25 protein-coding genes are annotated in these 19,411 nt (G+C 39.0%); all 25 read left to right on the plus strand.

Features of this window, described 5'->3' with window-relative positions; genetic code table 11:
* Positions 1 to 197 precede the first annotated feature (197 nt).
* The 25 genes from DL92_RS0112470 to DL92_RS0112595 all read left to right on the plus strand — a co-directional run bounded on the left by DL92_RS0112470 (position 198) and on the right by DL92_RS0112595 (position 19,401).
* Positions 198 to 2,438 (plus strand): type 2 periplasmic-binding domain-containing protein, encoded by a 2,241-nt coding sequence (locus DL92_RS0112470; protein ID WP_026667897.1) that lies wholly within the window; start codon positions 198 to 200, stop codon positions 2,436 to 2,438.
* Between the two features lie 29 nt (positions 2,439 to 2,467).
* Positions 2,468 to 3,427 (plus strand): helix-turn-helix domain-containing protein, encoded by a 960-nt coding sequence (locus DL92_RS20365; RefSeq protein WP_051625337.1) that lies wholly within the window; start codon positions 2,468 to 2,470, stop codon positions 3,425 to 3,427.
* A gap of 130 nt (positions 3,428 to 3,557) precedes the next feature.
* Positions 3,558 to 4,940: an MATE family efflux transporter gene (locus DL92_RS19230; protein ID WP_034469122.1), complete on the plus strand. Its 1,383-nt coding sequence runs from the start codon at positions 3,558 to 3,560 to the stop codon at positions 4,938 to 4,940.
* Positions 4,941 to 4,967: 27 nt separating this feature from the next.
* Positions 4,968 to 5,894: a DUF2156 domain-containing protein gene (locus DL92_RS0112485; RefSeq protein WP_034469125.1), complete on the plus strand. Its 927-nt coding sequence runs from the start codon at positions 4,968 to 4,970 to the stop codon at positions 5,892 to 5,894.
* A gap of 23 nt (positions 5,895 to 5,917) precedes the next feature.
* Complete coding sequence (locus tag DL92_RS20795) at positions 5,918 to 6,565, plus strand: GNAT family N-acetyltransferase (RefSeq protein WP_026667899.1); 648 nt, start codon at positions 5,918 to 5,920, stop codon at positions 6,563 to 6,565.
* Between the two features lie 73 nt (positions 6,566 to 6,638).
* The gene (locus DL92_RS0112495; RefSeq protein ID WP_034462029.1) at positions 6,639 to 7,184 is read left to right on the plus strand and encodes a helix-turn-helix domain-containing protein; all 546 of its coding nucleotides are present in this window, start codon (positions 6,639 to 6,641) and stop codon (positions 7,182 to 7,184) included.
* A 4-nt stretch (positions 7,185 to 7,188) separates the two neighbouring features.
* Positions 7,189 to 8,004, plus strand: a complete 816-nt coding sequence (locus DL92_RS0112500) for a HipA domain-containing protein (protein WP_026655434.1) — start codon at positions 7,189 to 7,191, stop codon at positions 8,002 to 8,004.
* Positions 8,005 to 8,032: 28 nt separating this feature from the next.
* On the plus strand, positions 8,033 to 8,386 hold the full coding sequence (locus tag DL92_RS0112505; RefSeq protein ID WP_026667900.1) for an arsenate reductase family protein: 354 nt from the start codon (positions 8,033 to 8,035) through the stop codon (positions 8,384 to 8,386).
* Positions 8,365 to 8,604: a hypothetical protein gene (locus DL92_RS0112510; RefSeq protein ID WP_034469127.1), complete on the plus strand. Its 240-nt coding sequence runs from the start codon at positions 8,365 to 8,367 to the stop codon at positions 8,602 to 8,604. The genes DL92_RS0112505 and DL92_RS0112510 overlap by 22 nt, the downstream gene beginning before the upstream one ends.
* A 676-nt stretch (positions 8,605 to 9,280) precedes the next feature.
* Positions 9,281 to 9,925, plus strand: coding sequence for an AAA family ATPase (locus DL92_RS0112520; protein ID WP_026655433.1), 645 nt, complete (start codon positions 9,281 to 9,283; stop codon positions 9,923 to 9,925).
* 543 nt (positions 9,926 to 10,468) lie between these two features.
* On the plus strand, positions 10,469 to 10,951 hold the full coding sequence (locus DL92_RS0112525) for a GNAT family N-acetyltransferase (protein ID WP_026655432.1): 483 nt from the start codon (positions 10,469 to 10,471) through the stop codon (positions 10,949 to 10,951).
* Between the two features lie 14 nt (positions 10,952 to 10,965).
* The gene (locus tag DL92_RS21660; RefSeq protein WP_034462412.1) at positions 10,966 to 11,097 is read left to right on the plus strand and encodes a hypothetical protein; all 132 of its coding nucleotides are present in this window, start codon (positions 10,966 to 10,968) and stop codon (positions 11,095 to 11,097) included.
* Positions 11,098 to 11,148: 51 nt separating this feature from the next.
* Positions 11,149 to 11,919 (plus strand): class I SAM-dependent methyltransferase, encoded by a 771-nt coding sequence (locus DL92_RS0112535; RefSeq protein ID WP_026655430.1) that lies wholly within the window; start codon positions 11,149 to 11,151, stop codon positions 11,917 to 11,919.
* A gap of 74 nt (positions 11,920 to 11,993) precedes the next feature.
* Positions 11,994 to 12,179, plus strand: a complete 186-nt coding sequence (locus DL92_RS21875) for a winged helix-turn-helix transcriptional regulator (protein ID WP_034462027.1) — start codon at positions 11,994 to 11,996, stop codon at positions 12,177 to 12,179.
* 345 nt (positions 12,180 to 12,524) lie between these two features.
* Positions 12,525 to 12,770: an NUDIX hydrolase gene (locus DL92_RS19250; protein ID WP_185750413.1), complete on the plus strand. Its 246-nt coding sequence runs from the start codon at positions 12,525 to 12,527 to the stop codon at positions 12,768 to 12,770.
* A gap of 6 nt (positions 12,771 to 12,776) precedes the next feature.
* The gene (locus DL92_RS21545; protein WP_242827171.1) at positions 12,777 to 12,926 is read left to right on the plus strand and encodes a hypothetical protein; all 150 of its coding nucleotides are present in this window, start codon (positions 12,777 to 12,779) and stop codon (positions 12,924 to 12,926) included.
* 6 nt (positions 12,927 to 12,932) lie between these two features.
* Positions 12,933 to 13,319 carry a GNAT family N-acetyltransferase gene (locus DL92_RS21550; protein WP_330371108.1) on the plus strand — a complete coding sequence of 129 codons (387 nt, stop codon included), beginning with the start codon at positions 12,933 to 12,935 and terminating at the stop codon, positions 13,317 to 13,319.
* Positions 13,316 to 13,768 carry a GNAT family N-acetyltransferase gene (locus DL92_RS0112560; protein WP_196803706.1) on the plus strand — a complete coding sequence of 151 codons (453 nt, stop codon included), beginning with the start codon at positions 13,316 to 13,318 and terminating at the stop codon, positions 13,766 to 13,768. The genes DL92_RS21550 and DL92_RS0112560 overlap by 4 nt, the downstream gene beginning before the upstream one ends.
* Positions 13,769 to 13,910: 142 nt before the next feature.
* Positions 13,911 to 14,489, plus strand: coding sequence for a class I SAM-dependent methyltransferase (locus DL92_RS19260; protein WP_051625338.1), 579 nt, complete (start codon positions 13,911 to 13,913; stop codon positions 14,487 to 14,489).
* Between the two features lie 34 nt (positions 14,490 to 14,523).
* Positions 14,524 to 14,721, plus strand: a complete 198-nt coding sequence (locus DL92_RS21755) for a class I SAM-dependent methyltransferase (RefSeq protein ID WP_026667903.1) — start codon at positions 14,524 to 14,526, stop codon at positions 14,719 to 14,721.
* Positions 14,714 to 15,340 carry a GNAT family N-acetyltransferase gene (locus DL92_RS0112575; protein WP_026667904.1) on the plus strand — a complete coding sequence of 209 codons (627 nt, stop codon included), beginning with the start codon at positions 14,714 to 14,716 and terminating at the stop codon, positions 15,338 to 15,340. The genes DL92_RS21755 and DL92_RS0112575 overlap by 8 nt, the downstream gene beginning before the upstream one ends.
* Before the next feature lie 25 nt (positions 15,341 to 15,365).
* Positions 15,366 to 16,313: an L-lactate dehydrogenase gene (locus tag DL92_RS0112580; protein WP_026667905.1), complete on the plus strand. Its 948-nt coding sequence runs from the start codon at positions 15,366 to 15,368 to the stop codon at positions 16,311 to 16,313.
* Positions 16,314 to 16,685: 372 nt separating this feature from the next.
* Positions 16,686 to 17,987 carry a phosphopyruvate hydratase gene (eno, locus tag DL92_RS0112585; protein ID WP_026514103.1) on the plus strand — a complete coding sequence of 434 codons (1,302 nt, stop codon included), beginning with the start codon at positions 16,686 to 16,688 and terminating at the stop codon, positions 17,985 to 17,987.
* A gap of 107 nt (positions 17,988 to 18,094) precedes the next feature.
* Positions 18,095 to 18,670: an MptD family putative ECF transporter S component gene (locus DL92_RS0112590; protein ID WP_034469129.1), complete on the plus strand. Its 576-nt coding sequence runs from the start codon at positions 18,095 to 18,097 to the stop codon at positions 18,668 to 18,670.
* A gap of 11 nt (positions 18,671 to 18,681) precedes the next feature.
* A complete protein-coding gene (locus tag DL92_RS0112595; RefSeq protein WP_026514101.1) occupies positions 18,682 to 19,401 on the plus strand; it encodes an energy-coupling factor transporter transmembrane component T family protein in 720 nt (239 codons plus the stop codon).
* The last annotated feature ends 10 nt before the right edge of the window (positions 19,402 to 19,411 follow it).

The raw sequence follows: 19,411 nt of genomic DNA on the forward strand, positions 1-19,411 counted from the left end.
TGCAAATATTTATTTAGATGAATTTTTTGTTTTATCAAGTATATATAACTGAAACGCAGATATTTACTGGGGTGCACCATATTGGTGCACCTTATTTTTATGCGAATTCTTGTAATGTTTTTGGTGTTAAGAGATACTTAAGAAACATCGTACGCGTAATCAGATGGTACAAAAAGAGATTATTAAGGGGAAAGTAGATGAGGAAAACAGAAATATTGAAAAGAGTACTAAGCAGTATGCTGGCGTTTACATTTTGTATAACAACGTCAGGCTGCGGCCAAAAAGACGATATGGTTAAGGCCGGAGGAAAAGAGGCTTTGGCTCAAGCAGAAAAGATTGATAAGGAGCATATTTTTAAACAGGAAGATATAAAAGGTATCCTTGAAGATGGCGAAGAAGTCGCTGTTATCGATAGGAAAGATGATAGAATACAGGTTATTGCTCAGACAGATAATGGAAAGTGTAGATTCGTTTCATTTAATCCGGATGGATCGGATGCCAAGTCTTTTGACATTAAATCAGAGAATAAATGCTTTACATCTTCAGCTGCGTTTGATAATGACGGAAACGTTTATATAAGGTGCTTGGAAAGGATAGAATCTGAAGACTCAGAGGAAGATAAAGATTATCTTATCAAGTATGATGCATCAGGAAAAGAACTGTATAGGTTGGACCTTACCAAAGAAGCTACGAAAGATTCTTCCGAAGAAGGTTCCGATGTTATGGCGATTACATGGCATGAAAAATATGGTCTTATCTGTCATATGACAAAGGGGATTTATACCTATGATGAGAAAAACGGTTTCGAAAAGCTTGTAGATTTAAAAGCAAGTGGAACCATCTCCGATCTTGTTAAGGTGTCAGATAATCAATTGCTGATATATTACATAAATGAATCTGAAGCGGATATGGTTAATCTTGATACAAAGGAAGTCGTGAAAAATCCTGAAGGTTTAGGAAGCGAATCACAATATACTTTCTTTACAGATGGTGGAAGTAATCTATATGTTTCACCACTTGATGGTAGCGGAGTATATAAATATGACATGAAGACATCTAAACTGGATAAGCTGCTTAACTATAGCGATTCCAATGTTGGATTGGGTGGGCAGACGGATATTAGGGCTACAGCATTAAGCGATAATGAGTTTATTGCCGGTTTGTGTTCAGATTCAGGATACTATGATGAGCTTGTGAGACTTACCAAAGTGGATCCAAAAGATGTAGTGGATAAGACAATCATTACTTTGGGAACGGTTTGGGGGATTGATTCCAACTCTAATGGTCAGATTGTGCAATTCAACAGATCAAGCGATAAGTATATGATAAAAATAGTCGACTATTGCGAATTATATCCTGAGGATCCGCAAAAGCAGTTTGAGCTTGATATATTATCAGGAAAAGCTCCTGATATTTTCAGTGTTTCGGAAGATATGCTTAAGAACTATGCCGATAAGGGAATACTGATGGATCTGACGCCTGCTTTTGAAAAAGACGGAGCATTGGGGGATGTAGAGATCCTTCCCAATATAGCTGAGATGGTGAAGATTGACGGCAATACTTATTCATTTATGCCCTCGTTCTATTTTGAAACGAGTATAGTAAGGGCTAAGTTTGCAGGTGGAAAAAAATCTCTTACATATCAGGACTGTGACAATCTTATAAAAAGTATGGGCACTGATTACAGTATTGCTTTCGGAGGATTAAAAAAATCATCTTTTGAATATATTTGGCCATTTTATGGAGATAAGTTTATTGATCGGAAAAACAAAAAGTGCAATTTTAAAGGACCTGAATTTATCGATCTTTTGAATTTTATGAATAAGTTTCCGGATGAACTAAAAGGATCCGATGCAGATTATCTGTTTATTGACGATAAGTATATGGCGGATGAAGCGTTATTTGATATTCATACATTTTATGGAATTGATGATTATGTAAGGCTTAAGCAGATGGTATTTCATGATGATATTGAGTTTGTCGGTTTGCCAAATAACAGCGGCGATAATATAGCGGTGATACGTGGGGATGCTTTTGCTGTAAACAGCAGTACGAGCCACCGGGATGAGATATATGATTTAATTAGAAATATGCTTCTTTCGCAGCGCGGAGATTTTGATAAATTTTCTACTGTAAAACCTATATTTGAAGAGCAATTACAGGAAGCTTTAAAGGAAAGAAGTGATGATGACAGAATGGCTTATGCTTATGACCAATCCAAACAGGATCTCGTAAAAATGAAGCCACTTACTCAGGATGAGATAAAGAAGTTTTATGATTATGTTCTTTCTATCAAGACGCAAGGATGTAATGACAGCAGTATCTGTGATATTGTAAGTGAAGAGACTTCAGCATTTTTTGGCGGACAAAAGACAGCAGAGGAAGTTGCAGACCTTATTCAGAACAGGGTCACAACATATCTTAATGAAAACAGTTGATTAAAAGATGAGGAATAAAAAAGTTTAAAATGGTTGAGTTTGGGGAACAACTGAAAAAAGCCAGAGAGGAAAAGGGGCTGTCACAACAGGCTCTTGCAGAACAATTATATGTAACGAGACAGTCAATCTCGCGTTGGGAGCGTGGCGACCGTTATCCGGATCTTGTGACGACAAAGAGAATAGCCCGGATACTGGGGCTTAGTATCGATAGTTTGTTATCCGACGAGGATATGCCGGAAGTTGTGGAAAAGAGTCCCGTTATTGAAAGTAAGGTAGCTAACAACGTTACGATTGCTCTATATATGAGTATAGTTTTGCTACGGTTTATAGAGCATATGCAGTATCTAATGGAATGGTATGGAATACAGGGACCTAAAAGGTTTGATTATGGAGCTTTCGGTTTTGAAAATGTTTTTGGTTATACGATAGAGGCGTTATATATAGCAATTTTTTCTTATGGCTTATATTGTGCGATAAAAGATATTCAGACTCCAAAGAGAATCGGGATTGTTTTGATTTCGTATTTTTTGGTTTTTTTGATCGATGGCTTCTTTTGGTTTTGCTACAACTTTAGGAATCAGCTTGAGGTTTTTAACAGATCATTTAGAAATCGTATATGGGAATATATTTCGATATGTCTTGAAGGTGATATACCCTTATATTGTCCTGCAATAATGCTGTTAATTGCTGTGTATTTCTTTTTTATACGAGGCTCAAAACGTAAATTATGGGTAAATATCATTATGGTTGCTTCGATATGGGGAATAATAAATGCTGTGAATAATGATATTGACTGGATGCTTAATGAAAGGCGTGGCGTGATGGAAAATTATAAATATACGATTGATGATGTCACAATGTGTTCAATTTATATAGTAAGAGATTTTTTTACAAGGATATCACTGTATTGTCTGATTATTTGCCAGACGCTTACATTGTACAGAAAGCGCAAAACAGCGTCCGACTTGCAAGAAAAAGACAAAAATTGAGATGTTTCATAACAGAAAATAAGAAGCATTGAAAAAAATACGGGCATATAATTTCTATTTGGTTATGTAGGATAAGGCGCGCGAAGAGTTGTATGGCAACTCTTTATTCTGATTACAAGGAAGTTTTGAAATGAAAGCACAAAGATCATCAGTAATTAATATGACCGAAGGAAGCCCCGTTTCTTTGATCATCCGATTTTCGATACCGATGCTTATAGGAAATCTTTTCCAGCAGCTGTACAATCTGGTGGATTCGGTTATCGTGGGACAATTTGTCGGCGCTGATGCACTTGCTGCGATCGGAGCAACCGGCTCTGTAACATTCCTGTTTTTTGCCATGTGCAACGGAATCGGAAGTGGCGGAGGAATAATAACATCCCAGTTTTTTGGAAAAGGCGATACTGATGAGATAAAAAGCTGCATTGTCAACACAGGTTATATTATGCTGGTATTTCCGATTATCGTCGGTATAGTTGCATTTCTTTTATCTGAACCGATTTTAAAGATGCTTGCTACACCTGATGAGATAATGTCAGATGCTGTTGCATATCTTAGGATTATGTGCCTGGGGCTTGTTTTTGTGTCTCTTTATAACTATGCATCTTCGATGCTCAGGGCACTCGGCGATTCAAAGACACCGCTTTATTTCCTTATCTTTTCATGCCTTCTTAATACCGCGCTTGATGTGCTGTTCGTGTGCGGGCTTCATATGAGCGTGGTCGGCGCGGGAGTTGCTACGGTAATTGCGCAACTTGTCTCAGGAATCAGTTGTCTTATCTATGCCATGAAATTTAATGAGTATTTCAAAATCAGGCGTGATGAACTTAAGGTTGATATGAATATTTCTATGAAAGTGTTGAAGCTGGGAATTCCGTTGTCACTGCAGTTTTCGCTTATTGCAATCTCATGCATGGCACTTCAGCGAGTAGTTAATTCATTTGGAAAAGTAGCTGTTGCCGCATTTACCGCAACCAGTAGGATTGAACAGCTGATTCATCAGCCGTATCAGACACTCGGCGCCGCACTTTCAACATTTACGGGACAGAATTATGGCGCAAGTAAGAATGACCGCATTACTGCAGGTTATAAAAAGAGCATGATGCTGATGGCAATTTTTTCAGCGGCTATGCTTCCGATAATGCAGTTTTTTGGCGAGGCTATCATAAGAATCTTTGTTGAAGATGAAGCCGTTATCGCAATGGGAGCGATGGCGCTTAGGATAACAAGCTATTTCTATGTTATGCTTGGAATGATATATGTTGTAAGAGGTGTACTCAACGGATTCGGAGATTCGTTTTTTGCCCTGCTCAACGGAATTGTCGAGGTTATCGGCAGATTTATAGTTCCGGTTCTTCTGACACAGATTTCGTTTATCGGACTCTGGGGAATCTGGTGGTCTGTCGGAATCGTCTGGTCAATGAGTGGATTTACCGCATGGCTTAGATATGTGTGGTACAAAAAGAATCGAATCAAGGAAAGCAATATCGGAGCGGAGCTTGCGGCACATTTATAATACGCATGCGTGGAACGGAAAGGTCATATGGAAAAAAATCTTGATTTTCATAAACCGACATTTGAAGAAGCGGCAAAACTTTCGGAGGTATACGCGTTAAGAGACAACAAGACCTGCGACAGTACGGTTCTTGATACGTATCTCTGGAAAGACTTGTATAATACCCAAATATATCTTGAGGATGAGGCTGCGATCATATTGATGCAGGATGACAAGGGATATTTCGCGGCAATGCCCTATTGCAGGGAAGAGGATATTCACAAGTATTTTGAGCTTCTAAGGGAGTATTTTAATGAGGAACTTAAGCGTCCGCTAAGGATCGATCTTGCTGATGAAGATGCGATGCGGGCTTTGGGACTTCTTTGCAATCCCGACTTCACGATAGAAGAGGAGAGTGATCTTAAGGATTATCTGTATGACGCCGATGAGCTCAGAAATCTATCGGGAAAAAAGTTCCAAAAGAAGAGAAATCTGATAAATAAATTTATGAAGGAATATGAAGGCAGATGGGAATACAGGACCATGTGCTGTGTTGATGAATATTTCCTTGAAGAATTTATGAAAGAATGGGTTGATACAAGGCTTTCCGAGGGTGCGGAGAGTAGAGAAACCCTTATTTCAGAAAAAGACGGACTTATAGATATACTCAGAAACTGTGATAAAGTTACTTTCAGGATTGGTGGTATTTTTATCGATGAAGTTCTTGAGGCGTTTTCCATCGGTTCATATAACAGTCGGGAAAAGATGGCGGTTATCAGTGTAGAAAAAGGAAATCCTGAAATCCCCGGAATATATCAGATGATCAATCAGCAATTTCTTTTAAACGCTTTCGAAGATGCGGAACTTGTAAACAGAGAAGACGACATGGGACTCGAAGGATTGCGGCAGGCCAAGGAGAGTTACAATCCTGTAGGCTTTGCCAGAAAATACAGAGTTTGCGAGAAGATCATCTGACGGAAAAAGTGAGAGAAGAATTTATGATAATAGAATATGCGGAAAAAGAGAGGACAAGAAAACTTTACGAGGAGGCATTTGACGATCCCAAGGAATTTGTTGACTATTATTATTCGGATAAGTGCCTGGATAACAGGATGATAGTGAGCTTTGAAGGCGGGGAAGTCGTGTCCATGCTTCACTTGAATCCTTTTTCTGTGAATCTGTGCGGAACGGTTGTTCCAAGTTATTACGTCGTTGCGGTTGCAACCAAGGAGAGTATGCGCCACAGAGGGCATATGACCCGCGTGTTTGAAAAGACATTTGAACTTCTTAAGGGTGAGAAAATCCCTTTTATATTTCTTTTACCTGTCGATGAGTCCATATATTCTTGGATGGGCTTTGAAAAGATATGCGATTTTTCTAAAGACAGGATTCCAAGTTATTATGAAATTCAGAAAAAATATGATATCTACTGTGTCAGAGACGATGACTACGTCAGAAGAATGAACAAGGAAGACGAACTTCGAAAACTCGATATGGGAGAAGTGCTTCCCGACAATCCCGTGATAATGGCAAAGATCACTAACCTTGAGGCGTTCAACTCTGCGACCGGAAAAGAATTTGCCAATGAAAAAGAAGCCCTTGATTGGACGAAAAAGAAACGGATATATATTTGCGAAGAAGTGTAAGCCATCAAAATGATGGTAAAAGCGTCTTGAAAAACCATCAAAATGATGGTTTAATATAATCAGAGGTGATTATATGGTAAAAGAATATATAACTCCCAAATACACAGATTCTGCTGAGGTAAAGAATATCCGCAGTATTCTAAAGCTTACGCAGAAACAATTTGCGGATTTTGTTGGTGTTTCCAAACCTACTGTAGAGAGATGGGAATCGGCTAATGAACCGATAAGAGGCCCGATAGTCCTGATTATCGAGATATTAAGGCGTATGCCTCAAATTGAACAGGAATATACTTTGCCGGAGAGAAAAACACCGATTAGACTAAAGTATTATTATCGCGATATGCTTTGCACAGTTATCGATGTTAATGAGATTGAACAACGTGTATATATCAGGAATTATACAGATAATTTACTGTATCGGGCTTTTGGAAAAAATGAGCATCCTTCTTTTTCTGATTATGAAGAATTCTTGGAATCCAGATGTTTTCCTAAATCACGAGATAAAATGAAACTTGTGCTTAAAGAGTATGACATTCCTTTTTACGATCCGTTTTTGATAGTTGAGAAGACGGGAGGTCGCATGGAAGAGGATGAGTTTCATATTGTAATTGAAAGGTAATTCAATGGTTGAATTATTTGAAAAAGAAATAATTGAAACAGATAATAAATCTTCAAAAGGCAATCAGTTGAAATGGAGAAATGGTGATGAATGGTATAAGGCTGATTACACCGGGTATGAAGGATTAGCGGAGTATGTTATATCCCATCTGATCATGAAATCGTCATTAAGTGAGGAGGAGTTTTTGCTGTATGATCTTGAAAACATAAAATATAAGAGCAATGTTTTTCACGGTGTCAAAAGCAAAAACTTCCTTAAGGACAGGTGGCAACTTATTACATTAGAGCGACTTTTCAAAAATGTCTATGGCAGAAGTTTGAACTCGATGATATATACCATAAGCGATAAGGAAAAAAGACTAAAAGCTTTGGTAGAAGAAACAGAGAGAGTAACAGGATTAAAGAAATTTGGCGCTTACATGTCAAAAATGATAACTATAGATTCTCTTTTCCTGAATGAGGATAGGCATACGCATAATATAGCAGTACTGGTAAACGACAGAGGTGAATACAGATTATGCCCGATATTTGATCAAGGCGCAGGGCTCCTTTCCGACACTACGTTGGATTATCCGATTGGCGGAGATATATATGAGATGATAAATTCTGTTAGGCCAAAAACTTTTTGCGATGATTTTTTTGAACAACTTGAAATTGCTGAAAAATTATATGGTCAAAACATTGAATTTAATTTTATAAAGCGAGATGTTGATGAGGTTCTTGATAATGTGCCGAGTGATAGCTATAGCAACGAAATAATTGATAGAGTCAGAATTATTTGCTATGAAAGAATGCGTCAGATGAATTATTTATTTGTATAGTCTGCTATGAATTTACGGAGGAAGAGTCATGATAAAAGTGTATTGCTATTCAAGATGTTCAACATGTAAGAAGGCTTTAAAGTGGTTGGATGATAATGGAATTAAGTATGAGAGCCTTGATATAAAAGAACAGCATCCTGATAAAAATACGCTAAAAGAGCTTAACGAAAAGAGTGGTCTTCCGCTCAAGAAGTTCTTTAATACAAGCGGAATTCTGTATAGGGAGATGGAATTATCAAAAAAGATTCCGAATATGAGTGATGATGAGATGCTGGATATTTTGTCATCTGACGGAATGCTGGTAAAGAGACCGCTTCTTGTTACAGATACTGAAGTGATTCCGGGATTTAAAGAGGAAACATGGAAAGCAGCATGTTTGTGATCAGCATAATACTTTTACGTATCAGCGAGCAAAGAGTTGCAAAGCAGCTCTTTGTTTTTTGGGAAATGTTAGCAATAGCTAACAAAAGTGATATCATGAAATCTATAGATGATATTTTGTATGGAGCTGGAATAATACCGGGTGGTTTGCAGGTGACGAAATTATTAGACAAATCGCGGGTTTACTATAGCGTTAGTGTAAATCCGGAGTATCAGTAAAATTATCTTATTTAGTATTATTCTTCGATGCCCCCATTCGCGGGGCATCGAAAACTTTCTTTTTTCAAATACCGATGTTTTTTGAAGGAGTTGAAACTTCCAGACATCGAAAATCCCATTTTAAATAATCACGCTGTTGAAAAAGAAGTATGAGGCTGTCTTGTGGCATCGGAAACCTAAAATATAAATATTCCGCTGCAATAAATGAGCCATGAGGGGGGTTCTAAGCAGCGGAAAAGTAACTATTAACAGTATCGCTGTCTAGACGGTGGCAATAGAAAGAATACAAGCGGCGAAAATGATAATATACAGCAATTCGCTGTCTTAATATGTTTATAAGAATTGTTTTGCTGATAAACAGTATTGAATATAAAGAGGCATTGAATGAGGCATTTGATTGTACAAAAGCAGCTCAATACTCAGCTGTAATCAGTGCTAATCATGCAAAGGATTATGCCAAATATATGGTGAATCAGATTGCAAGCTTAAGAGAAATGTGATATCTATATTTAGATAGTGATTATCTACAATAGACATATTATTTAATGATAATGAAGGGAGAATACTACTATGGTGGCATTTTTGAGATTAAGAAATATCTGATAGCATGAGACTTTATTATTAGTTTCATGCTTATAAAGTACATAAAAAGCATACTAATAAATAAAGGAGCATTATGATATTTCAAGATAATGTAATTAAAGAGTATTTAAAAAACGTATATTTTATCACCGGAACACCATGCGGAGGAAAAACTACCGTATCAAGAGCATTAGGAAAAAAATATGGTATTCAAGTTTATGACATTGATGAGATGTTCCCAAGTCATCAGTTGCTGTCAAATGCTGAGCATCAGCCTGCTATGAATATGACTTTTACAGATGCTGACGAATTCTTTGGAAGGTCTGTTGAAGAGTATCGGAATTGGCTGATCGCTAATACTCGCGAACAACTTGATTTTGTGGTGTTGGATTTGATCAGGCTTTCTAAAAATGCAAAGGTCATTTGTGATTGCCATTTGACAGTAGAACAGGCTGATTTATTGTCAGATCCATCGAGAGTAGTTTTTATGATCAAAGAACCGACCGATTTGGTTGACGATTATTGCAATAGACCGGATCATCAGGGGTTCAGTGACTTTATACACAGTGCGACTGATTTTGAAAGTGCGAAAAGAACTTGTAATGAAACTCTATATTCGCTTAATGCAGAAAAATATGCGCAAATAAAGTCAGGAAACTATTTCTGGATTGAGCGAGACACCAAAAGAAGCGTAGAAGAAACAGTTTCTTTGGTTGAGAAGCATCTAGGATTAGTTTAGATTGGTGTTGATAACACTCCCGTGATAACATTAGCTGATACAGTCCACGTGATATGGACAGCTGAAACCAAATGAAGTCAAATCGCAACAGAGAACCCTAACAAAAATGTTTAAGGTACAGGTTAAGTTAGGGAGCTGGAATAATACCAGCGTTTCTGCAAAGCCAGTATTTACAAGGTTTTGAGAGGTGTATGGAAGTGTAGTGACAATAAAATGACAATACACTTTGAAAATATGGTGTTATTTTAGAGTAAATAGCAAACTATAAATCAGTTCATAAAATGAGCCGTAGTGAATGTATTCAATACATTTGCTACGGCTTTTTTGTATGGTTATTGTAACGGGAGCGTGTCACGCTTCCGTTATTTTATATCAGAGGAAAAAGATGGGTTTAGCTCCTGCTTTATATGCGACAGTATTACAGTTTTTGTTGTTTAGGTATGTGCTATTTGTTAGAATGTTTTTCAGGTGCTTTGCATTTCATAACGTGTTCATAATTTAGCTGGAAACGAAGAATAATTAGGGAAATATTGGGAGCAAGAAATGTTAAGGCTAGAAAAAATAAATGGTAAAAATGTATGGAACATTTTAAAACTATCTGTCAATAATTCACAAAGGGAGTTTGTAGCTAGTAACGAGATAAGTATCATTGAAGCATACACAGCTATTACAGCCAGTGGTTATGCTTATCCCTTTGGAATCTATGATGGTGATATTCCGGTAGGATTTTTGATGATTGGATTTGATAAGGATGATTATTGGGAAGATGCACCAGATGTTGCTACAGGTAATTATAACTTGTGGCGATTGATGATAGATAAGAATTATCAGCACAAAGGATATGGTAGGCAAGCAGTAAAACTAGCGTTGGATTTTATTAAGACCTATCCATGTGGACCGGCTGAATATTGCTGGCTATCTTATGAACCGGAGAATCAAATTGCGAAGGAGTTATATGCATCGTTTGGATTTATTGAAACTGGTGATATGGATGGAGAAGAGATTATAGCAGTTTTGAAATTATAAAAGGGGATAATACAATGTCAGATTTTGGGATTAACGAAATGCTTGAAATGCAGAAAGCGCTTCAAGAGAAGTACAAAGATAAATGGGAGCATATTTCTCCAGAAGTTGGTAAAAACAAGCTACTTTGGATGATTGGAGAAGTGTGAGAAGAACATGAACCGCTGGTAGATGGAATAAACCGCAGGAGGAAGGTCGTTTTGAACGAATATAGTCTACAACATAAAAAGGCGTGGGAGTTTGATGCATATGATTTTTGGGTAAGAACCGCTGGGACTCCGGAGAAAAGAGCATCAAAGGATAAAGAAAACCCCAGGAAGATGCTAAAGCAGTATGCGAACTACTTTGATTCTTTTGAAGGCGTCAAGGTAGCTAATATCTGCGGATCCTGCGGCAAGAAAGCAATTCCGCTGGCTCTTTTGGGAGCAGAGGTTACAGTATTTGATATATCCGAAGCCAATAAGAAATATGCCATGGAAACAGCTGAGGCTGCAGGCGTAAACATTGGCTATGAAGTTTGTGATATCATGGAAATCGATATGGACAAGTATGCCGGCTTTTTTGATGTTGTCATTATGGAGGGTGGAATCCTTCATTATTTCCACGATATAGATGTTTTTATGAATGTTATGAACGGATTGCTTAAACCCGGTGGAAAGATGATCTGCAGTGACTTCCATCCATTTACTAAGATTTCCGATATACTTGGGCTGCAGCAGCCAACCATGAGTTATTTCTCAACAGATATCTTTGAAGGTGAGATGGCGCACGCAAGATTTTACGATGAGGAGATCCGTAAGCAGATCCCTAAATGCCATTACAGGAAGTACACAATCAGCGAGATCATCAATTCTATCATCGGGAGCGGATTTACTTTGGAGCGTTTTGATGAGCATCCTTCATGGGAGAACGAGAAACTTCCGGGAGAGTTTACTGCAATTGCAAAAAAAAGATATGAAAGGCGCAGATAAATTAACTAGAGTTTTTCTGCGCTTTCCTTACGTTGTGGAATCTCAACTACGCTTTTGATAAAGCGCAGAAAAGCATGATCTCGGATAGAGAACATCTATTGCTGCTTCTTAAAGAAAATCCTTCATTGACGCAAGCAGAACTGTCAGAGATGATGAACAAATCTAGAAGAGCGGTGCAAATGTTAATGAAGGAATTGCTGGACGAGGGCGTGATTGAAAGAATCGGATCTAAGAAGACAGGCTCATGGCTTGTGAAATAGTGGGGGATTTTGATATTTGAAAGTAATTATAATACGACATGGACCAGTTGCTTATGACTGGGAAAGAACGTATAGTTCCTGTGAGTTTGATAAGGCTTGTACTCAGTATGACAAGGCACCAATTATGCGGATGTCTTATGATATTCCTGTTTTTAATCTAAAACGAGTATACGTTAGTACCTTGCCTAGAAGTCGGGACACTGCAATAGAAATATTTGGGAATAAGGATTTTATATGCATACCTTGGTTAAAGAGATGCAAAAGGCGGGATTTAGAATCAGTAAATCGATGAGAAATTATAAAAATGGTGACTATGTAGTTGCTGAAAAATAGAGGTGGCTTAGATTGGATTTTACAATAAACGAGATGCAGGACATGCAACTTACGGAAATCGGTCGAGTTCTGCATTATGGTCATAAGACATATTATGTAGATTATTTATGCAATACGGACGTCGATAAAGATAGCATTATCCTTCAAGAGGGCGAGACATCTGCTTACAAATGGGTTACTTGCGATGAGTTGCGTAAATTGTCACGGGATGAAATTGCGACTCAGAGAATACAGAATTTTATAGAGGAGCTTAGATAAAGAATTATGAATGAACTCATACTTGTTGAACCAAGTCTGGAATATGCCGAGGATCTATGGGCGTTCAGACAGGAAATAATAGATAAAGATGCTGATAATGAAGATCAATTTGCTGGATGCATGTCATTGGATTCAAGTAGTTCTGCTGACGAATGAATCCGAATATGTTTTCTTAGAAAAGACGAAAAAACATGTGAAGAAGTAGGAACGACAGTTCCTTCACATACTTATCTGGCAATAAGGAAGAAGGATAACAGAATTGTTGGTGTAATAGATCTTCGTCATCATATTGATCATCCCATCCTTGGTACTTGGGGTGGACATTGCGGATATTCGGTTCGTCCTTCCGAGCGTAGAAAAGGCTATGCCAAGGAAATGTTACGCCTGGACAAGTTAAAGGCAAAAGAACTCGGGATCAATAAGATGCTTGTGACCTGCGACGAGGGAAATGATGCCAGCGAGAAAACGATTCTTGCTAATGGCGGGGTATACGAGAAGACCATCGATGTTGATGGCGATAAAATAAAAAGGTTTTGGATAAGCATATGAGCGTGGAAATATCAGTTATGACATATGGTCATCCGCTTTGGGACAAAACAATTTCCTTCGCGGAAAACTGTTCATGGAAGGCCGGACCGTATCTTGCCAAGATGATGCGTAACAAAGAGTTCTCGGAAACAGAGCGCGTGTTCGTTGCTAGTGAGGGCGAAGAAATCATCGGATATTGTACTTTTGCTAAGAAAGATGAATTGCCGGATGATGCCCCATATACACCATTTATTGGATTTGTTTTTGTTGATGAAAAAAGCAGAGGAAAGAGAGTTTCTGAACGAATGATTAATGTCGCTTCGGACTATGCCAGATCCATTGGTTATGAGAGGATTTATATTATGAGCGGTGAACAGGGATTGTATGAGAAATACGGGTTTGAAAAAATCGGTGATTTCAAAACCGTATATGGAACTGAAGACCAGTTGTTTCAAAAAAACCTAGCGTGATAACACCACCATGATAACAATTTGATAACATTAGCTGATACAGTCCATGTAATATGGACAGCTGAAACCAAATGGAATCAAATCGTAACAGATAGCCCTAACAAAAATGTTTAAGATACAGGTTTAGTTAGGGAGGAAGAGTATGAAAGCAAATTATAAAAACTGGATGCCGAAGGGAATGATAAAAGGGGCGCTTATATCAACAGTAGTGTTATGTGCGTTAACTTGCTTAGTGGGAATCGGAACAATAATCGGAAAGATTTTGTTGGTTCTTACGGTGCTGAGTGCATTTATGACTATATGGATGTTTCTTATGTACAGAGCTTTTTCTTACAATGGAACAAGGCAGATGTCAAAGCAGATAATTGAAGGCGTTTCATCATATGTGAAGATTCCTGACGGTGGCGTAGGTCTCGATGTCGGATGCGGAAGCGCGGCGCTTACCATTGCATGTGCCAGGAAAAACCCTAATGCAAGAATGATAGGAATAGACAGATGGGGCAAAGAGTATGCTTCTTTTAGCAAAAATCTATGCGAAAGCAATGCTGTCGCAGAAGGTGTTTCAAATACTACCTTTCAGCAGGGGGATGCTGTAAAACTTGATTTTGACGATGAAACATTTGACGCTGTTACCAGCAATTATGTATATCACAACGTTCCAAGCAAGAACAGACAGAGAATACAAAGATCTTACAGTAAAAGAGTTTACCCAGGCGGCTGAAATATATGAATCAGATAAAGCGGGAATATATGAAATGTGTAAGGAGGATTATCCATATATTGCATCTGAGCTTGATAAAGAGGAGTATCATGATCTTCTTGATTGCGGATGTGGAACAGGACCGATGATTTCATTACTCTATGAAAAGAATCCGAATAAGCATTACACGGGGCTTGAAGCTGCGCCCAAGTTTAGGCTACACCTTGTTGCAAGAAAGGGGAAAAATGATTAAACTTGCAGGATTGTCTGATTCGGAAGTTGAGGCTATCTCAAGGCAGATAGCTGACGCATTTTACGATTATGAATATAACAAAGAAGACCAAGGACTTATAAAGTTCATTACAAACAGAGAAAGTATGTATACATACTTTGGCGGAATTATCAGAGCTGCCTACAGAAGCGGTATTCTTTATACAACTTCTGAGAAAAGAGAAGGCTTTCTTGTTCTTTCGGGAGAAGGAGTAGGAACTGTCGGCTTTGTAGACGGAATGAAGATGATATCTGCAGAGAAAAGAGCCCTCGGCGGATTCAAGAAGATGAAAGAGTTCATTTCTGCATGTTTTTCCAACGGCCATTCTATTGAAACCAGAATGAAGCAGGCAAAAAAGAAATTCATAAAGATTGAAGTGCTGGTAGTCAGAAAAGAGTTCCAGAAGCAGGGCTTTATGAAGAAGATGCTCCGATATGTATATGATATGGCAGATAAAAAAGGAATTTCTGTAATCCTTGATACCGACGATAAAGATAAGAGTGAAAGGTACAGATATCTTGGAATGGAGCTTGACCGAGTAAGAAATTGCGGAGAGAACTTCCATATGTATGATCTTATCAGAAAACCTGAGATTGCTTAGTATATCAGTAAAAAGGAGGTGCGTCATGGCAACATTAAATGAAAGAAAAGTAGCGGTAGTAGGTTGTGGATTTGTCGGATCGGCATCAGCATTTGCACTTATGGAAAGCGGCTTGTTTTCTGAGATGGTGCTGATAGATGTGAACAAAGAAAAGGCAGAGGGTGAAGCTCTTGATATAAGTCACGGACTTCCTTTTGCAAAGCCTGTGCAGATATATGCGGGTGATTATAAAGATGCTGAGGATGCGGCGGTTGTCGTTGTGACTGCAGGTGCGGGTCAGAAGCCGGGCGAAACAAGACTTGATCTGGTAAAAAAGAATGTCGGAATCTTTAAATCCATCATTCCCGAGATTGCAAAATATAACACGGAAGGAATCCTTCTTATTGTTGCTAATCCTGTAGACATACTTACATATGCGGCGGCAAAACTCAGTGGATTTCCTGAGAACAGAGTATTCGGTTCAGGTACCGTGCTTGATACCGCAAGGCTTAAATATCTTCTCGGAGAACATCTTAAGATTGACAGCAGATCTGTTCATGCCTGCATTATAGGCGAACACGGAGACAGCGAGATCGCGGCTTGGAGCAGTGCGAACGTATCGGGAATCCCGCTCAATGATTTCTGTGAGATGAGAGGTCATTTCGAACATGAGAAATCAATGAAAGAGATCGCCGAGAATGTAAAGAACAGTGCATATAAGATCATCGAGAAAAAGGGCGCAACATACTACGGAATTGCAATGAGTGTAAGACGTATATGTGAAGCCATTGTAAGAGATGAAAAGTCAATCCTTCCCGTATCAAGTATTCAACACGGCGAGTTCGGAATAGATGATGTTGCACTCAGTATGCCTGCAATTGTAGGAAGGAGCGGTGTTGAGGGTGCAGTGCCGATCAGGTTAAGTGACGGCGAAAGAGAAGCGCTTAAGGCATCGGCAGATACACTTAAGGTAGTTCTTAAGGGAGTACTATAATCCATAAACAGGATAAAAATGATACTATTTCTCATTAACCCCTAAAACACTTCTGATTCATTGACATGTAAAATGTGCTATAATAAAATATGCGGTGTTAGCATCTGCTAACACTTGAGTAAATCATGTGAATTCCTCTTTTGATTAGCCGGACTTATGAATCGGCTACTAGCGTACTGGCAAGATGACAATTAGATAAATTACTTGCGAAATAATCCATGTACTGCGTTGTCGTCAATCGTCGATGCTCGCATCGACGATGGTCTCCGCCTTGTACATGAATTATTTCACTTCGTAATTGATCAAAAGTCAACGTGCCAGTACGCTGAAGGGGAATTCTGTGTTTAAAATCTGAAAGGAGTAAGCAAAACAATGGGAAAGCTTGCAATTGAAAAAGTAATCGGAAGAGAAATTTTAGATTCAAGAGGAAATCCTACAGTAGAGGCAGAGGTTACTCTTGCAGACGGAACAGTGGCAACCGGAACTGCTCCGAGTGGTGCATCAACAGGTGAATTTGAGGCACTTGAACTCAGAGACGGAGATAAGTCACGTTATCTCGGAAAAGGAGTTACAAAGGCTGTAGATAATATAAATAATGTGATCAACGATGCGGTTAAAGGTATCGATGCTTCTGATACATATGCTGTAGATGCGGCAATGATCAAGGCAGACGGAACAAAGGATAAGTCTAAGCTCGGCGCAAATGCAATCCTTGCGGTATCAATCGCAACTGCAAGAGCAGCAGCTAAGTCACTTGATATTCCACTTTACAGATTCCTTGGCGGTGTTTCAGGAAACAGACTTCCTGTACCTATGATGAACATCCTTAACGGCGGAGCTCACGCTGACAGTGCCGTTGATACACAGGAATTCATGATCATGCCTGTAGGTGCTCCTTCATTCAAAGAAGCTCTTCGCTGGTGTGCAGAGGTATTCCATAGCCTCAAGAAGCTCATCAAGGATATGGGCGATGTAACAGCAGTTGGTGATGAGGGCGGATTTGCTCCCAATCAGCTCAAGAGCGACGAGGATGCTATCGAGAAGATTCTTGAGGCTATCAAGGCAGCAGGCTTTGAGCCCGGAAAAGATTTCATGATCGCTATGGATGCCGCTTCATCAGAGTGGAAGAGCGAAAAAGGAAAAGGTTTCTACAAGCAGCCCAAGTCAGGCAAAGAGTTCACATCAGATGAGCTTATCGCTCACTGGGAGAGTCTTGTTGATAAGTATCCTATCATCTCAATCGAAGACGGACTTGATGAAGAAGACTGGGAAGGCTGGCAGAAGATGACAGCTAAGATTGGTAACAAGGTTCAGCTTGTAGGTGACGATCTCTTTGTTACAAACACAGAGCGACTTTCAAAGGGTATCTCTCTCGGAGCAGGTAACTCAATCCTTATCAAGCTCAATCAGATTGGTTCCGTATCAGAGACACTTGAAGCAATCAAGATGGCTCACAACGCAGGCTACACTGCGATTTCATCACACCGTTCAGGTGAGACTGCAGATACAACAATCGCAGATCTTGCTGTAGCGCTCAATACATGTCAGATCAAGACAGGTGCACCCAGCCGTTCAGAGCGTGTTGCCAAGTACAACCAGCTCCTTCGTATCGAAGAACAGCTCGGTGAAAGCGCCGTATATCCTCAGATGGATGCTTTCCACGTAAAGAAGTAATTTCTAAATAATAAAATATATCAAAAAAAGTCTCATGGTGGCAGATAATTCGGGCTATCATGAGACTATTTATGTAAAAAGTTCTGAGAAGTTGGAGGAGTAAGTTTATGAAATTAAAGACAAAAGATATGATCTACGCAGGAGCATTCGCAGCACTTTATGTTGTTGCGGTTTTGATAGTAATGATGCTGGTTGGAACAATTCCGGTTATTTACATCGCGTGTCCTTTATTGCTCGGTATTTTTTGCGGTACCATTTATCTTTTGAGCGTTCTTAAAGTAAGAAAATTCGGAGCTGCACTTCTGATGGCTGTATTGTTTGCATGCATAGCAACAGGCTTTGATCCAATCGCATTTTCTGTCTGCATTGTAAGCGCACTGATAGCTGAGATATGCATGGCTCTTGGAAAGTATAAGTCAAAGAAAATGTATGTGATCTCATACGTCTTTTTCAACTTTATAACTGCGTCTAACTTTTTCAGAATTCTTGTTGCCAAAGATGCATATATAGCAGGTGTTCGTTCAATGGTCGGAGATGACTTTGCAGATGGAATGAGCAGGCTCGTAACACCCTGGTGGGCGTGGATCATGATTGTTGGATTTGCGGTTGTCGGAGGAATTATAGGCGGACTTTTCGGATCGAAGATTGTAAAAAAACATTTTGAAAAAGCAGGAATTGTCTAAGGGGATAATCAATGTTTACCGGGAACAATACTTCAATAATAAAAGCAGATCCAAGAACAAAACTGTTGATACTTGTTATTTCTATGATCATACCGCTAAAGTGCGTGACGGTATTTCCGTCGCTTGTTTTTGCGGCGCTTCTTTGTGTGATGTTGTTTTTGGAAGGCGAAAAATATTTATCCGTAATATGTTTTTGCATATCAATTATAATAATGTGTCTGTATGCAGGTGCTGTAAAAGGAGGCTTTGGTTCGGTTCTTAATATGATCTGCATGTCCGTCATGGTACTTATCAGATTCTTTTGCCCGATAACAATGGCACTTTTGCTGTTCACAAAGACGACCGACATGTCGCACCTGATTTCATCTTTTCAAAAGATGCATCTTCCGATGGTCTTTGTTATTCCTTTCGTAGTTCTTATCAGATTTATTCCGACCATATTTGATGAGTGGGACGGAATAAAGAAAGCCATGCTCTTTAGAGGAATAGAATTTAAGCTAAAGAGCTTTATTACAAAGCCCGCGCAGATAATCGAGTATACCATGGTTCCGCTTCTTTTTTGTTCGGTCGAACTTATGGATGAACTCGCATCGTCGGCCATGGCAAGAGGACTCGACAGTAACAGGAAAAGAAGCTCATATGTCGAAGCAAGGCTTAGGGTTACCGACTACGCGATAATCCTGATCTTTGCAGGCTTCCTGGCATATATGTTTTTCATTTACCAGCAATGAGTAAGAGGTG

This window comes from Butyrivibrio sp. AE2005 (assembly GCF_000686965.1).
Lineage (GTDB): Bacteria > Bacillota > Clostridia > Lachnospirales > Lachnospiraceae > Butyrivibrio > Butyrivibrio hungatei_A.

Coding starts and splice junctions, on each gene's coding strand:
- DL92_RS0112470 (WP_026667897.1), top strand. CDS start 198: ATGAGGAAAACAGAAATATTGAAAAGAGTACTAAGCAGTATGCTGGCG.
- DL92_RS20365 (WP_051625337.1), top strand. CDS start 2,468: ATGGTTGAGTTTGGGGAACAACTGAAAAAAGCCAGAGAGGAAAAGGGG.
- DL92_RS19230 (WP_034469122.1), top strand. CDS start 3,558: ATGAAAGCACAAAGATCATCAGTAATTAATATGACCGAAGGAAGCCCC.
- DL92_RS0112485 (WP_034469125.1), top strand. CDS start 4,968: ATGGAAAAAAATCTTGATTTTCATAAACCGACATTTGAAGAAGCGGCA.
- DL92_RS20795 (WP_026667899.1), top strand. CDS start 5,918: ATGATAATAGAATATGCGGAAAAAGAGAGGACAAGAAAACTTTACGAG.
- DL92_RS0112495 (WP_034462029.1), top strand. CDS start 6,639: ATGGTAAAAGAATATATAACTCCCAAATACACAGATTCTGCTGAGGTA.
- DL92_RS0112500 (WP_026655434.1), top strand. CDS start 7,189: ATGGTTGAATTATTTGAAAAAGAAATAATTGAAACAGATAATAAATCT.
- DL92_RS0112505 (WP_026667900.1), top strand. CDS start 8,033: ATGATAAAAGTGTATTGCTATTCAAGATGTTCAACATGTAAGAAGGCT.
- DL92_RS0112510 (WP_034469127.1), top strand. CDS start 8,365: ATGGAAAGCAGCATGTTTGTGATCAGCATAATACTTTTACGTATCAGC.
- DL92_RS0112520 (WP_026655433.1), top strand. CDS start 9,281: ATGATATTTCAAGATAATGTAATTAAAGAGTATTTAAAAAACGTATAT.
- DL92_RS0112525 (WP_026655432.1), top strand. CDS start 10,469: ATGTTAAGGCTAGAAAAAATAAATGGTAAAAATGTATGGAACATTTTA.
- DL92_RS21660 (WP_034462412.1), top strand. CDS start 10,966: ATGTCAGATTTTGGGATTAACGAAATGCTTGAAATGCAGAAAGCGCTT.
- DL92_RS21875 (WP_034462027.1), top strand. CDS start 11,994: ATGATCTCGGATAGAGAACATCTATTGCTGCTTCTTAAAGAAAATCCT.
- DL92_RS21545 (WP_242827171.1), top strand. CDS start 12,777: ATGAATGAACTCATACTTGTTGAACCAAGTCTGGAATATGCCGAGGAT.
- DL92_RS0112560 (WP_196803706.1), top strand. CDS start 13,316: ATGAGCGTGGAAATATCAGTTATGACATATGGTCATCCGCTTTGGGAC.
- DL92_RS19260 (WP_051625338.1), top strand. CDS start 13,911: ATGAAAGCAAATTATAAAAACTGGATGCCGAAGGGAATGATAAAAGGG.
- DL92_RS21755 (WP_026667903.1), top strand. CDS start 14,524: ATGTGTAAGGAGGATTATCCATATATTGCATCTGAGCTTGATAAAGAG.
- DL92_RS0112575 (WP_026667904.1), top strand. CDS start 14,714: ATGATTAAACTTGCAGGATTGTCTGATTCGGAAGTTGAGGCTATCTCA.
- DL92_RS0112580 (WP_026667905.1), top strand. CDS start 15,366: ATGGCAACATTAAATGAAAGAAAAGTAGCGGTAGTAGGTTGTGGATTT.
- eno (WP_026514103.1), top strand. CDS start 16,686: ATGGGAAAGCTTGCAATTGAAAAAGTAATCGGAAGAGAAATTTTAGAT.
- DL92_RS0112590 (WP_034469129.1), top strand. CDS start 18,095: ATGAAATTAAAGACAAAAGATATGATCTACGCAGGAGCATTCGCAGCA.
- DL92_RS0112595 (WP_026514101.1), top strand. CDS start 18,682: ATGTTTACCGGGAACAATACTTCAATAATAAAAGCAGATCCAAGAACA.